Origin of the sequence: Xenorhabdus mauleonii (genome assembly GCF_900113945.1) — a bacterium.
GTDB lineage: Bacteria > Pseudomonadota > Gammaproteobacteria > Enterobacterales > Enterobacteriaceae > Xenorhabdus > Xenorhabdus mauleonii.
This window is the reverse complement of sequence record NZ_FORG01000003.1, coordinates 100880-116178: the sequence shown is the minus strand read 5'-3', so window position 1 is coordinate 116178 and position 15299 is coordinate 100880. Positions and strand designations below refer to the sequence as shown.

Below are 15299 nucleotides of genomic sequence, written 5' to 3'. Positions count from 1 at the left end.
CCAATTTAACTATACATTCCACAAAAAACGATAACGTCCTTCTATTAGTTGCCATTTAGGGCTTTCGGCAGGTCTTAGCACCATAAAAACGAGCCTATTACTTTGTATTTTATTAAATCCCATATATTTATAAGAACCTTCGCTTTCATCAATTGGGGTCAGTTGAACTACGCCATTTTTTCCTAATTGATAAGAAACATTGACTGCACATTCGATAAGTGAAATACCTCCTCCTCTAATACCAGGATGTGTAGAAATATCTAAGATCAGGGGAATATCAGGCAGGAATTTTGGGGCATTGAGTAATTTCTTTTCTGTAATAGTCAGTATTAGTACTCCGACAGGGGTGCCTCTAAAATTGGCTACGAAACAATGATATTTTTCTTGTTCGTGAATGTCTTCACGTAATGTTCTACCTACTCTTTCTTGTATCGATTGAAGAACGCCACAAGAGTATATGCACCTGTCATTCCAATTTCTTAATTCTGTATCTCTTCTTTCTTTTTTGTCTAATTTTAGTTTCCATTTGCTGTTTTCTATTCTTAATTTTATTAGTCTTGATATTTCATATGCTTTTGATAAAGAAATTTTTTCAGAAACTAATGATGCTTTAGCGTCAAAAGAAAGGGAAGATAAATTAGGGCTGGATTGAGAACGGTTCAACGAATTGGAATTATCCGAACGATTAATATTGAAAGATTTTGATCTGAATAACATAAATATGTCTCCCATCAGCAATGACGATTTTATTCATTACTTAATTGGCCTACAGCTGTATGGTGCAAACCATAGCATAGTGAAATATAAAAGAAGGCTCCTTAAAGTTAGATTTATTTTTCGCCAATTCATGATGTTATCATTGGTATTCGGGGACAATACAAGGCAGATCTTACAAATTAAGCCACCCAACCGATGGCTTAATTCACGAACTCAATACGATTTTTTTCTTTAAACAATCTTAACTGCTGTTCCCGATACGGTAACCATCAACATACCGCCATTTTTCCCGACGGTTTCATAGTCAATATCAATGCCGACAACCGCATTGGCACCTAAGGCTTGAGCTTGAGCATTCATTTCTGCAAAGGCGATTTCTCGTGCATTTTTCAATTCTTTTTCATAAGAGCCTGCACGTCCACCGATGATATCTCTGATCCCGGCAAAAAAGTCCTTCACAATATTGACCCCAAGAATCGTTTCCCCTGTGACGACACCCAGATAATCGGTGATGGTATAGCCTTCCAGTGTGGGTGTTGTTGAATTTTTCATAATCGATCTCCATTTGATATTGCATCACTTTTTTCTTGGTGTTTGGGCGGCATTATCTGCCACATTAGGTGACTATATTACTCCAGAATCATATTAAATACTTTCTCAAATTCATCTAATACCTTTTGAATTATAAGTCATGGTTCAAGTTTTTTATTCGTAGACATAATGGAATTTATCTGAAGGAAAATTTAAAAATTCCGTATTTTTAATCTATGTTATTTTTGGTTAAATTTGGTTTGAATTTACGGTGTTGCACTTAATGTTTGAATCAAGAGTATTAATTATATTCATCAAATATGTGTTCATAAAATTAACAAAATGGCATTTTTTGTTAAATTATAAAAATGAACAAAATAACCAATTTTGAAAAGGTAACTTATTTAATTATTTAATATTTAATTAAATGTCAAGTTTGTTAATAATCTGGGGTTGATTAATAAATTGGTGGAAATAATGATAAAAACTAAAGGATGGTCTAATTTCACTTTTGATTAATCATCGAATTATTTTTTCGATTTTTTATTCAGTTTTAAAGTTAACTAATTCTGACCATACCGGAATAAATACACTTATTTATTTTCTATGAAAAGGTAAAGCCATCACAGGAATAGCAATATCGCTCTGGGATGAGTCAATGACACCAGAATTTATCTATATCTGGTGAAAATAATGTTGATTCTAAAGGTTGATAAATATGCTAAAGAAACAAGATAGGCAATGGACAGAAAAGCAGCGCCACCACCTCAAATGGGTGGCGTGGGTGAATATCTTTGCCCTAGTGGCTTTTCCCGTTGCGGCTACATTGACCCCCGCCGTGGTAACCGCCAAAAGTGAGAACCAAGTGCGGGAAGACCATCGACAAATTGAACAAACCCGGCCTTACCGATTGAGTGTCGGTGAAAGTATCAAAAGTGTGGCGAAACGTCATGGCCTGACCGTTACGGAGCTCAAAAGGCTCAACCAACAACGGGTATTCCATAAACCGTTTGCGAAATTGGGTGCCGGAGATGAGATTGACGTACCGCATTCCACATCTGACCAACTGCTGGGCGACAGCCTAAAAGCTGCAACTGGCATTCGCGCTACAGAACCTCCCATCACAGAAAACAGCACTGAGCGCTGGTTGGCGAGCACCGCATCCCACGCTGCGGGCATGATAAACAGCGGCAACATTGTGGACAATGCCAAGCGTCAACTGCAAGGAATGGCTGTGAGTGAAGCTAATCAGGCGGTACGAAATTGGCTGCAACGTTACGGTAATGTCAAAGTGCAGGCCAATGTCGATGACCGCGGGCGGTTGGACGGCAGTCAGTTTGATATGCTGTTGCCATTGTACGATACCGCGAAACACCTGACGTTCACTCAGTTTGGTCTGCGCCACATCGACAGCCGTACCACGGCGAATTTCGGGCTGGGACAGCGTCATTTTCTGGAAGATGGCATGTTTGGCTATAACGCCTTTCTTGACCATGATATTACCCGCGAGCATACCCGTTTCGGCATAGGGGCGGAGTATGCCCGTGACTTTATGAAATTTGGGATTAACGGTTACTTCCGCGCTAGTGGCTGGAAAGAAGGTCAAAAACTGACTGATTATGAGGAGCGTCCGGCCAATGGCTTTGACCTGCGGGCAGAGGGGTATGTACCAACCTATCCACAACTGGGGGGGAAGTTTATCTATGAGCAATATTTTGGCAATGAAGTGGGGTTACTCAGTGAAACGGAGCGTCAGAAAAATCCGGCAGCCTTTACCCTTGGTGTGAACTACACGCCTATTCCATTGGTAACCTTAGGGCTTGATCGCCGCCAAAGTGCTGCAGGGGGCGGGGAAACCTTGTTTAATTTCGGTCTCAATTATGAGATTGGCACACCATGGTCAAAACAAGTTAACCCCAATGCAGTGGCCTTTAAGCGTACTCTGCAAGGCGGTCGCTATGACTTGGTCGAGCGCAATAACCAAATCGTGCTGGAATACCGCAAGAAAAACCTGATACGCCTGATGATGGAAACACGAATTAGCGGGCGTGGGGGGGCTGTTATTCCGTTGAATGTGAATGTCAGCGCTAAACATGGGCTGAAAGAAATTATCTGGGACACTGCCAGCCTGGTGGCCGGAGGCGGTAAGCTGGAAAGCATGAATGGGCAGCTTGTCCGCAGTGAAAATGCCCGCGGTGAAGGTGGTGAATTGTTTAAGAATGCCACTGCTTCATCCGTTCGCGGCGGAACCCATTACCTGCTGACCTTGCCATCATATAATGAGAAAGGCAACAACACCTACAGCCTGTCCGGTGTGGCCTATGACAAACAGGGCAATGCCTCAGAGCGGATGGAAGCTCAGATACAGGTTATCGCTTCTGCTGTCAATCCAACAGATTCCGGTTTTGAGCCGGCCAATAAATCCATGGTGGCCGATGGCAAAACTCAAACTGTTATTCGCTTGAAACTGACGGACAAAGATGGCAAGCCTATCACCGACGCCGCGGGCAGTATCACCTTGACCGACGATAAGAGCCAGCTCACCGGTGATGGCAAAGATCCGGTATTGGGCACGACAATTAAAGAAGTTCCGGAAGGCAGCGGTATTTATGAGATCCCCGCCATTGCCGGTACTAAGCACGGCAAATGGGCCATTATTCCTAAAGTTGACGGACATGAATTGCCGCAGACGGTGATTGATTTTGGCGAATCACTGATTGATATGGTTGATACGGGAAAAACAACCTTTGAACCCAAAAATGGCACGCTCAGCAAAGAAGGTGAAAGTACAGACATCGTTCTTAAACTGACCGACAAGGACGGTAACCCCATTGCTGGCGCTGTGGACAAGATCAAACTGACTGAAGATAAAAGTGGGCTGTACGGTGAGGGTTCTGAGCCAAAAGTGGAAGCGGTGAGAGAAGACCCGGCCGGTAGCGGGATTTACAAAGCGAAGGTTATTGCTGGTGGGAAAACAGGTACCTTGAAAGTCACCCCAACGGTGGATGGCAAGGAACTGAAACCGACAACCATTACTTTTGGTGACTCTCAGAGCAAGGATGTGAATAAGGATAACACCCACTTTGAGCCTGCCAATAAATCAATGGTTGCTGATGGTAAAACCCAGACGGTTGTTCGCCTGAAACTGGGCAATAAAGATGGTAAACCCGTAACAGGTATCGCCGATAAGATAAAATTGACTGAGGATAAAAGTGAACTTACCGGTGACGGCAAAGATCCGGTGCTGGGGACGGATGTTAAGGAAGTGCCGGCGGGCAGCGGAATTTATGAAGTTGTGACCACTGCCGGAACCAAACAGGGTAAATGGAAAATCACGCCAATGGTGGATGGCCATGCACTGAATTCCACCGTGATTGATTTTGGTGAGTCAGTGAAAAATATGGTCGATCCGGGCAAAACGACGTTCAAGCCCAAAAATGGCACGCTCAGCAAGGAAGGTGAGAGTACAGACATCGTTCTTGAACTGACCGATAAGAACGGTAACCCCATTGCTGGCGCCGTGGACAAAATCAAGCTGACTGAAGATAAAAGTGGGCTGTACGGTAACGGATCTGAGCCAAAAGTGGAAGCGGTGAGAGAAGATCCGGCGGGTAGCGGGATTTACAAAGCGAAGGTTATTGCTGGTGGGAAAACAGGTACCTTGAAAGTCACCCCAACGGTGGATGGCAAGGAACTGCAACCGACAACCATTACTTTTGGTGACTCTCAGAGCAAGGATGTGAATAAGGATAACACCCACTTCGAGCCTGCCAATAAATCAATGGTTGCTGATGGTAAAACCCAGACGGTTGTTCGCCTGAAACTGGGCAACAAAGATGGCAAGCCTGTGAACGGTATCGCTGACAAGATCAAACTGACTGAGGATAAAAGTGAACTCACCGGCGACGGCAAAGATCCGGTACTGGGCACGACGATTAAAGAAGTTCCGGAAGGCAGCGGGATTTATGAAGTTGTGACCACTGCCGGAACCAAACAAGGTAAATGGAAAATCACGCCGACAGTTGATGGTCATGCACTGAATTCCACCGTGATTGATTTTGGTGAGTCAGTGAAAAATATGGTAGATCCGGGCAAAACGACGTTCAAGCCCAAAGAGGGTACGCTCAGTAAGAAAGGTGAGAGTACAGACATCGTTCTTGAACTGACCGACAAGGACGGTAACCCCATTACAGGTGCCGTGGACAAAATCAATCTGACGGAAGATAAAAGTGGATTGTATGGCGAAGGATCTGAGCCAAAACTGGAAGGCGTGAGAGAAGATCCGGCCGGTAGCGGGATTTACAAAGCTAAGATCACCGCAGGGGAGAAAAAAGGTGTTCTGAAAGTCACCCCAACGGTGGATGGTCAGGAGCTGAAACCGACGACCATTACTTTTGGCGAATCGTTAGGCAGTAAAGTTGATGATACCAAATCAAGCATCGAGCCATCGGACAAGAATGGGATTGTGGCGGCCAATGGTACACAACAAACGATCATCAAAATTGTTTTGAAAGATCATAAAGGAGATCCGCTTTCGGGTATCAAAAACAGTATCAAATACAGTGACAATGCTGCTGAGTTGGTGGGGGAGGGTAATGCACCGGCCATCAAAGAAGTGAAAGAAAATCCAGAGGGTTCCGGCATCTATGAAGTGCTTGCCGATGTGGGAGGAAAAACCGGTAAGTGGAAAATCACGACCAAGGTTGAAGGGACGGATTTGGAAAAAGTGACCGAGATTGATCTCTATAATCCGGATGCCAAACCTACCGTTGATGATTTGATCTTGAGCGGAAAACTGATAATTCATCAACAATTGACCGCAACCTACATATTTAATCCCAATCAGGGAGAACCAACGGATCAGTCAACCTACCAATGGATTGTTGTTAACACTGAGAAAAACAATGAAGAGGTAGAGGTTGATCATGGCGCAATATCTGATGGCAATAGCGGTAAAATTGTTTCTCCTGCTTTCGGTAAAGAGTATTCAGGTAGAACTGTAAGATTCACGATTACCCCCACCAATGGCAAAGGGGGAAGCAGTGAAAAGCAAGAGATCTACACTGGAAAGGTCGATGAGAAAAGAAAGGTTATTGATCCAAGAGACAAAACCACCGCTGGTACTAGGTCTCGCGGTTTATTAGATCCGGACAACGCCCCGACGATTAAAGATCTGACAATTATGCTGGATGAAAGCAGTAAGGAACTGACGATAGGGGCGATATTGAAAGCCACCTACCAGGGCGATGCTTTGCTCTATGATGGGAACGACAGTTCCCGCTATAACTGGGGGGAAATCGGGAAGACGGCTCAAGATGTTGCTACCAAAGACCAGAAAATTCTTACTCATGGAGAGATACCACCACATGAAGTTTCGATACATGATGGAGGGAAAGTTCTGGAACTTACCGTTCAGCCGAGAATTAATGTGGACTGGACAGATAATAATGAGGTAGAGCATAAAGCCCTTGATGGTGTACCGATAACCAAAACCACGACAGAGTTTCCTGATTTGAAGGGTAATCCAGATGGTTCGGTTAAAGGGATCGCGGATAGTTTTAGCGTCGCGCTGGACGGAAGTGAATCTCAACGTGAAGTGAGAAAGAGAGCTAAAATCGATTTGCTTAATAATGAAGCAGAACATATTGAGTTAACGATCAAAACCAGTAAGGACGGAACTCCGGTAGGTGGCGTGCCTGTCACCATTAATCTATCTGCAATGAACCAAGCTAAAACCGCAATCAAGACAAATGAGATCACCATAAATCTAGAAGCACAAAAGAAAGGAATTTTAGGAAAGAAACAAGGTGATACCGTTTCTGGTCAGACAGATGGAGAGGGCAATCTTGTTATCAAACTCACTGACCCAGAGGGTTTAGGTGTGAAGACGACCTTAAAAATAACCGCAGAAGGCAGTAAAGGAGATCTTACTGAGAAGACTAGGGATGTGATCTTTAGTGTGATTACCAGCCCAAATGTAAAAGATGCTCAGTATTACGGGCATATGCCTGAAAGTGTACCAAATGGCAACGGCTTGAATTTCCATAGGCTAAAGCTAGTGAAGGAGATTAGCTATGAGGATATAAACCCTGCCAAAAGGAACAAAGAAAGCTGGGCACAATTAAAATGGAATAGAGCTGAGAGTTATTGCAAAGAGAATATGCAGGCGCGCTTGCCAACAATTGAAGAAGCAAAAAGTTTGGCAGCTTTGAATAAAAAAACTGCATCTGGCGAGTATTCGCTATATGCTGCTTATGGTTGGCCGGTTAATGGTAAAAAGGTTAGTGGTAATATTTGGACATCAGAATCTGATGGCAATGAAAATGTGAGAGCAATTCTCAGCCTTAATGATAATAAGGTTATTGGCAATAACATTGATGATGTAGGTGGTGGGAGTTACGTTATTAGTTGTGTAAAATAATGATCGAATCATTAATGATATTTTCTTTAACTGGAAAACTGCCCCATTCGGGGCAGTTTAAAAATAATGAGTAAATGCTGTACACGTGGCTTTAATTTTGTTTTAATCAGACTTCACGTAAATATATTTATTATTTATTTTTTGCATTTACGTATGCAATTAATATGATTTATTTTATTTTATTTCAAATGTCACTCAAGGTTATTTTAAGTCAGTTTTATCTCTGATAGGTTTATATTTTAATAGTGAATAATAAACATTGCTCAATAGTTATCGAGTAGAGATATCATTATATTCTGTTATTAATTCGGTTGGAATTTAAATAGGTGTTTGATACTGGTAATTCTATTTATTGATTATATAAGGAGAATATATGTCTATGATTAAACGTTTTCTGACATCTTCCTTCCTATTACTCGCCATGGCATCGTCTTGCTATGCGGATATTGAGGTTGAAGATTTATCTGTACAAGAGCAGCAAGCGTTAGAAAAATTTTTAGTTGTGAAGAAAGGGAATAAAAAGCCTCGCGCTGTTGACTTGACTATTCCTGAAAATGAGCAAGGTTATATTGCTTTATTGCGTTTACAAGGTATTACCAGAGAAAGTGACCCTGAATGGTTCAAGGAAATCGAGCTTTTAAAGAAGGAACAAGAAGAAGCTCACAAAAATGGAATTAGCATAGAACTACCCATAATGGAAGCTACTCCAGCAAATTATCACAGTTGGCCAGCATTTCATTTTGACAATGATAGAAAAAAAGTCATGACAAGTGTAGCTGTGACCCAATATTATCCTGAACTTGTGGATAATGAATACGCTCCAACATCTTATGTAAACCTGACTACTTTTGCTAAACTTGATAACGGTAAAGATAAAAAAATTGGAACAGGTAACAAAAAAGCTAAGGGTAAAGAAGTAAGGTACTTTGAAGTATATACAAATCGATTGGCTGGGCCTAATGGAAAGAAAGGGCCCGACGTAGAGAATAATATACCGAAATATAAAATATATTCAGTGTTAGGAGGCCTGACTAAGACATCGTTAGGAAAAAGGTATCTGGTATTGATTAACACGAATGATACTGGCGTTATAGACACGGCAAATGACAAAGAATTTCCGGTAACACTGGAAAGCATCGCTCCAGCCAGAAGAGACGGAAATAAAAATAGATTTGTTACAGTTTGCTTAAATCGAGCAGGCCCTGATGCCGAGCACCCAGATCCATGCGATTATGGGCCGATGTATGCCGGAGGTCAGTTATATCAAGCTTCCGATGCGCATATTTTGCTAACTATTACTGGTTCAGCAACATTTCAGGATATGGTTGTCGCAAAGAATGGGAAACCTACATTCTCAAAAGATTTAGATTCTCCTAATGAAATGTCACTTGTATTGTTTGCTCCAAAGACCGGGGGAGCATGTTGGAAGAGATCTGACATTGAACCAGAGGAATTTTGGAAACGTACTTCTATCGATAAATCAGGTAAAAAATTAACATGGGATTTCTCTGATAAGAAAGGTGATAAAACAGGGTATGCAGACTTTGGTAAGGTCTGCTGGAAGAGTAATTCAGAATTCCTTTTGGAGCTTCAGGCATGGATAAATACCAGCGAGAATGGTTCAGAGGATGATGAAGATATGGATTTGGTTGTTTTCCACTATACGGCGCGTAATGAGGTAGCCCTTCAAGGAATAAAACATGCATATCCACCTATCGTTGTTCAATATGGCTGCCTGCTTGAAGGTACGTTAGTTGATATGGCTGACGGCACCAAGCGCAAAGTTGAAGATATCCGCAATGGTGATGTTGTCATCAGTAGAAATGGTAAAGTATTAAAGATAAAGAGCCGTACTACCGGTGTTGATACTGACTTTGTCGATTTACATTATAAGCAAGACTTAAATGAACAAGTGGTCACGATGACACCAACACACCCGGTACTTACAGCACGTGGAATTCTCCGTGCGGATGAGGTAAAAGCAGGTGATACCGTTTATACCCGCAATGGTGAAGTCACACTGGAAGCGGTTAACAAAAACAGTGGTGAATCGAAAAATGTTTATAATGTTGTGTTAGAAAATACAGACTCTAAAGATGAATTAGCAACAAATGATGCTCTGCTGTTTGCTGGCGGTATTTTAGTGGGTGATAATGAACTGCAAGGAAAACTGTCTATCCAAAAATAATTAACCAGAAGCATTGTATTTCGTGTTCAAAGTTTATATCCATATTTATATTATAATAAACGCCAGTAATAACATGCTGGCGTTATTTTTATAGTTTAACTTTAATAAATTGACCGAATAAATGGCTAATATTTTTTGTTGTTATTTGGGTGAGATGATAGTGATTTGAAATAATTACTATACATCATCATTGATGTTAGAGAAATTGCATATATTACAACCCCTCCAACACAATAAACGTCAACCAATAACCTCAAGGCTTTTTCTTTTCACCAGCCCATAAATCACCGCCGTCAACACGGTGCCGACCAAAATAGCCCCCAAGTAAGTCAGCACCGGTGTAATTGCTCCCGGTATCAGCAATACAAACAGCCCGCCATGCGGAGCCATCAATTGTATGCCAAAGTACATTGAAAGTGCCCCTGTTACGGCACCGCCCAGAATACAACTCGGCAGTACTCTGACTGGATCTTTCGCCGCAAATGGAATTGCGCCTTCGGAGATAAAGCACAGCCCTAATACCAACGCTGCCTTGCCGCCTTCGCGCTCGCTTTGATCAAACTTGCTCCGCATAATTACGGTTGCCAGCCACATTGCCAGCGGCGGAACCATTCCTGCTGCCATAATTGCCGCCATCGGGCCATAAGTCTGGGCACTCAGTAAGCCGACGCCAAATGCATAAGCGGCTTTGTTGACCGGGCCGCCCATATCGGTACACATCATGCCGCCAAGAATTGCGCCGAGGATGACTGCGTTGGTGGTTCCCATTGATTTCAGCCAGTGAGTCAGCCACTCCATAATCGAGGCAACGGGTTTACCCACAACGTAAATCATGATCAGGCCGGTTGCCAATGTTGCCACCAGAGGGATGATTAAAATGGGTTTCAATGCTTCCATGCTTTGTGGCATGTGCAGTTTGGTTGTCAGGAATTTGGCAATGTATCCTGCGAGGAAGCCGGCGATAATTCCACCGAGGAATCCGGCTCCTGTGCTGACGGCAAGCATGCCGCCGACGAGGCCGGGCGCCAGTCCGGTGCGTCCTGCGATAGAGTAGGCGATGTAACCCGCGAGTACCGGCACCATCAAGGCCAGTGCGGAGCCTCCGCCGATTTGCATCAGTGCTGCTGCCAGCGTACCGGGTTCTTTAAAGGCTTCGATACCGAATACAAATGATAATGCAATGCACAAGCCGCCTGCGACGACCATTGGCAACATGTAGGAAACACCGGTCATCAGGTGTTGATAGGCGCCAAGTCTTTCCTGTTTTTTGTTATTGGCTTTATTGGAATTACCGGAGACGGAAGTGTTGCCTTTGGCGGTATAGATTTCGGCTTCGATTAGTGCGTTATCCAGCTCTTGGGCGGTTTTTTTCAAGGCTGCACCTGTGGAAGTGCGGTAGAGGCGTTTGCCGGAGAACTGGGTCAGATCGACGTCGATATCCGCAGCCACAATCACTAAATCTGCGTCTGAGATTTCGGTATCGGTGATGGTGTTGCCTGTTCCCACTGAGCCTCGGGTTTCTACTTTGATTTGCCAGCCGCGTTTTTGTGCTTCTGTCTCGAGCGCCTTCGCTGCCATAAACGTGTGCGCAACTCCTGTCGGGCAGGCCGTGATAGCAACAACATTGATGGGTTTTCGCTCAGTGGCGTCGGTGGTGTTTTGCTGTTGATAAACAGTGGATTCAGTTTTGGCTTGGTGAATAAATGTTTCAGGTTCGCGGATCGCTAGTTCCGCCCGACCGATAAAGATTTTTTTGCCGTATAGGTTGGGGGAGGTTGGCACAGTTTCACCGATGATAATCACTAATTCAGCATCGTTCAGATCTGTGGTAAAGGTCATTCCCTGTTTGGTGGCTGCATTCTCCAATGTGTGTTTGGCGAGGTAAGCACGTGCCTGTCCCTGTTTATCGTTATTGATAATGAGCGTTTTCATGCAATGTCCTTCTTGTTGTTTTTCGCAATCGGTTTTTGGATCGACGGTTTTTTTAATGAAGTTAGCTCTACTTTTGCCATCAGTTGGGCAAGTTCTTGGCGGTTGATGTTACCGACATCGCTTTGGCTGACAGTCATGGCAGATATCGCCGTAGCGAGGCGCAGAGTGTGCTCGATGGGTTGCCCCATCATCAGGCCATAAATCAGACCACCGACCATCGCATCTCCTGCGCCGACGGTGCTGACGATTTCGCAATGCGGTGGCTTGGCGAGCCAAGCTCCCGCTGAATTGACCAGTATTGCGCCTTCTTCTCCCAGTGAGACGACGACATGTGAAATCCCGGCAGCACGTAGTTCATGGGCGGCGGTGATGATATCTTTCTGGGTCGGTAACGGCCTGCCAGCCCAGATTTCCAGTTCTTGGCGATTCGGTTTGACCATCCAGGGGCGGGCTTTGAGTCCGGCCGCTAAAGCTTCCCGGCTGCTGTCAAATACGACACACAGGCAGATTTCACGCAATCGTTGCATCCAATTGATGAAATCATCCATTTCGACACCGGCTGGCAAGCTGCCGCTCACGCACACCATGTTGAAATCACTGAGCCACTTGAGGGAAGTTTCGGCGAAGTGCTGCCACTCTTCTTTGCTGACACTGAATCCGGAGAAGTTGAAGTCGGTAACAAGCCCATTCTGTTCCGTGAGTTTGACGTTGATGCGGGTTCGTCCCTCAACTACCTGGAATCGGTTGGTGATCCCCAGCTCCGTGAATACTTTTTGGAAGCTGGTTTGATTATCTTTGCCCAGAAAGCCGCCCACGGTCACATCAATATCGAGCGCCCTGAGGATCTTGCCAACGTTGATACCTTTGCCGGCTGGATATAATCCAGCGGTTTGAATGCGATTGACTTCACCGGTTTTGATATCTCCGGTTAATCCGACCAAGTCATAAGCGGGGTTAAAGGTGATGGTTGCCACTTTTTTGCTCATGCTATTTCCTCACCCAAGTTGTTGTTGAACAAGGATTCAATCGCAATGAGAACGTCTTTGGCATCGGAGCCGGTGGCGGTAAAGCGAATGCGTTCGCCCTGTTTTATGCCCAATCCCGCCACTTGCATCAGTTTGCGGCCATCAATGGGAACGCCGTTGCCATCAAGCGGGGTGATGGTGACATGGCTGCTGAACTGCTTAATGATGTTGACCAACAGCGCACTGGGTCGGGTATGCAATCCATGTTCATTAGGCAGGACGAAATCGGCGGTCAGCGCGCCTGTTTCTTGTTGCTCTTGTGGGATGCCCGTTGTCAGTAACGCAATGATTGTGCTGCTATCCGGGGCGCGTAACAATCGTTCTCCCTTGCTGTGTTGTAGCAGCGTACTGAGATGATTGAGCAGATTATCCAATTGATCATCTATGCAGGCGATGGTCAGAAGCAGGCCTACTGGCTGTTGATCACAAGAAAAGGCGATTTTGGGTCTGGCAATGGCGACTACATTGCGCAAGTTTCCTTGTGAACTGTCACTTAACCAGATCCCTTGCCCGAGGTGTATCGGTGGTCTGGCGAGAACATCTGCAATAAATTCTGCATTTACGGCGCTGTTTTTTTGCAAATGAGCGATATTGACCGCCTGCAAGGTTGTCAGGTCATGGGTATCAACATTCAGTGTGATGGTGGTTTTATCCAGCGGGCAGGGCGGTTGTGAGTGCATCAATAAACGGTATAGTTCATCCGCCGAGGTCGCTTTTGCCATCTGACCGGCGCGTTGTTCGTCGCTGATGATGGGGATCAGTTGGTGCAGAATGTTGAGATGTTCGTCAGATTTTGCGGCGATGCCGATAACGATATAGACGGTTTGATTATCATCCCACGGAATGCCATGCGGAAATTGCATCACCTGTACGCCAGTGTTTATCACGTCATCGCGCGTTGCGTGAGTTCCATGCGGAATGGCAATGCCATTGCCCAGATAAGTTGAAGACTGGGTCTCCCGTTCCAGCATTCCTTTTACATAGCCTTTTTGGGTATATCCCGCAGCGTTCAGGGCATTGGCGACTTGGTGAATGGCATTTTCTTTATTATCGGCCTGTGCTGCCAGATGAATATCTTGGAATGATAAATTAAACATCTCGTTTTACCTCATTATTCACTTCATTTTTAAGCTGCTGCTTTTTGGGTATTGCTGCAACTTGAGTTCGATTCGATTAATTTTATTGAAACGATTCAGCTTTTTGAGTAAAAATGAAACCGAATGAATTAACATTATTTTCATTATCGGATACGCCAAATGGTTTTATTTTTCAGGTTTAAATTGTATTAATACCAAAAATTACTGATATAAACTGATAAGGAAATAATAAAATTCCTGCCAGCAATAATTTCTTGTTGTTACTAATTACTTATTGATTTTTAAAGATATAAGTGAGTGATTCTATATCCTGTTTTTTTGAGAAAATATCGCCAAAGTGATAGTGTGTAAAGTCAGGTTTTGAATTATTTTCTTAAAGGGTGATAGTGATCTTAATTATTTCTCATTTTGTGATCTTCATTCATTATAAACTTGGTGATTAAAATGATATGGAATAATTTCATCTTCATAGCGGAGAGATATCTTAAAAATCCCTTTATTAACAGTTAATCCAACTTTATTTATGATTGCTATCATGTATTCGCCGTATTTTTGCGTATCGCATAATATGCCTAATCTAATAAAAAATTAAAGGCTATTTGTTAAGGCAATAAATGACAAAGAAGGGAAGGCAATATGATAACTCTAAGTGGTATTAACTTGATTAAATTAGTTGTGGTGTTAGGACTGGCTATTTGGAGTTTTCTCGAATCGTGGGGGTTACTAAGAGATTTTGTCGGCGCGAAAAGAACCGTTGGGCGCACCATGAACATGGTTCTGCTTGAAGAAAAACCGATTGTTCCAACAAAACTATTAAGCCGACGGGTTTCCAATGAATGGTTCCATTGGCTTGGGACTGCCGTATTGATTGCATTTAATGCTATTTCATCATTATTACTCTTTATTGCCGTCTATTATTTTTTCGAGGCAAGTATGATGGAAAACGGCCCTCAAGATAAGTTTTTACTGTGGGCAAACTATGGCATTGCCATGTTTATTGGCATGAGTTTTTCCTTAAGCCTTACTGGGCTGTGGTTTGCTTACTACATTAAGCAAAGTGATTTAATGATTGCCCATTTTACATTGATCATTTTAGGGATTTTAAGCGCTGTTGTTATTAATTTCCCCGTGAATTAAATGTATTGAAATAGATATGGGAATTTGGTGAGTTGCACATGGGAAGGTTTAAATCAGAAATTCGTATACTCACCTCATCCCTCTTTGATACCACATTGATAATTTTATCAAAATGTTGCCGCAAGAGGTTAGGGTAAGAATATACCCTGCTCTTGCCGGATGTTGACATCTTTCCCACGGGATTATTTCCCAATTTTTGGTTTTTTATTGGCAAACTTATTTTGCCGGAATGCTGTTGTCGATCGCCAATA

At 43.4% G+C, this 15299-nt stretch carries 8 protein-coding genes; 3 read left to right on the top strand and 5 right to left on the bottom strand.

The features are described from left to right. Nucleotides 1-9 precede the first annotated feature (9 nt). The gene (locus tag BM100_RS03650; protein ID WP_092508052.1) at nt 10-717 is read right to left on the bottom strand and encodes a GNAT family N-acetyltransferase; all 708 of its coding nucleotides are present in this window, start codon (nt 715-717) and stop codon (nt 10-12) included. Between the two features lie 231 nt (nt 718-948). Further along, nucleotides 949-1269, bottom strand: a complete 321-nt coding sequence (locus tag BM100_RS03645; protein ID WP_092508050.1) for a heavy metal-binding domain-containing protein — start codon at nt 1267-1269, stop codon at nt 949-951. Nucleotides 1270-1966: 697 nt separating this feature from the next. On the opposite strand from BM100_RS03645, the gene BM100_RS03640 reads away from it, so the two are divergent. Both BM100_RS03640 and BM100_RS03635 read left to right on the top strand, forming a co-directional pair. After that, entirely contained in the window at nt 1967-7669 is a 5703-nt protein-coding gene (locus BM100_RS03640; RefSeq protein WP_092508048.1) for an inverse autotransporter beta domain-containing protein, read from the top strand. A 373-nt stretch (nt 7670-8042) separates the two neighbouring features. After that, a complete protein-coding gene (locus BM100_RS03635; RefSeq protein ID WP_092508046.1) occupies nt 8043-9857 on the top strand; it encodes a Hint domain-containing protein in 1815 nt (604 codons plus the stop codon). A gap of 240 nt (nt 9858-10097) precedes the next feature. Here the strand turns inward: BM100_RS03635 and fruA are convergent, their stop codons facing one another. The 3 genes from fruA to fruB are packed head-to-tail and all read right to left on the bottom strand — an operon-like array spanning nt 10098 to nt 13911. Beyond that, nucleotides 10098-11789, bottom strand: coding sequence for a PTS fructose transporter subunit IIBC (gene fruA, locus BM100_RS03630; RefSeq protein WP_092508044.1), 1692 nt, complete (start codon nt 11787-11789; stop codon nt 10098-10100). Further along, entirely contained in the window at nt 11786-12775 is a 990-nt protein-coding gene (fruK, locus tag BM100_RS03625) for a 1-phosphofructokinase (RefSeq protein ID WP_092508042.1), read from the bottom strand. The genes fruA and fruK overlap by 4 nt, the downstream gene beginning before the upstream one ends. Continuing rightward, entirely contained in the window at nt 12772-13911 is a 1140-nt protein-coding gene (gene fruB, locus BM100_RS03620; RefSeq protein ID WP_092508040.1) for a fused PTS fructose transporter subunit IIA/HPr protein, read from the bottom strand. The genes fruK and fruB overlap by 4 nt, the downstream gene beginning before the upstream one ends. Nucleotides 13912-14571: 660 nt before the next feature. Between fruB and BM100_RS03615 the strand changes: the two genes are divergently transcribed. After that, a complete protein-coding gene (locus BM100_RS03615) occupies nt 14572-15048 on the top strand; it encodes a DUF2165 family protein (RefSeq protein WP_175494907.1) in 477 nt (158 codons plus the stop codon). Nucleotides 15049-15299 lie beyond the last annotated feature (251 nt).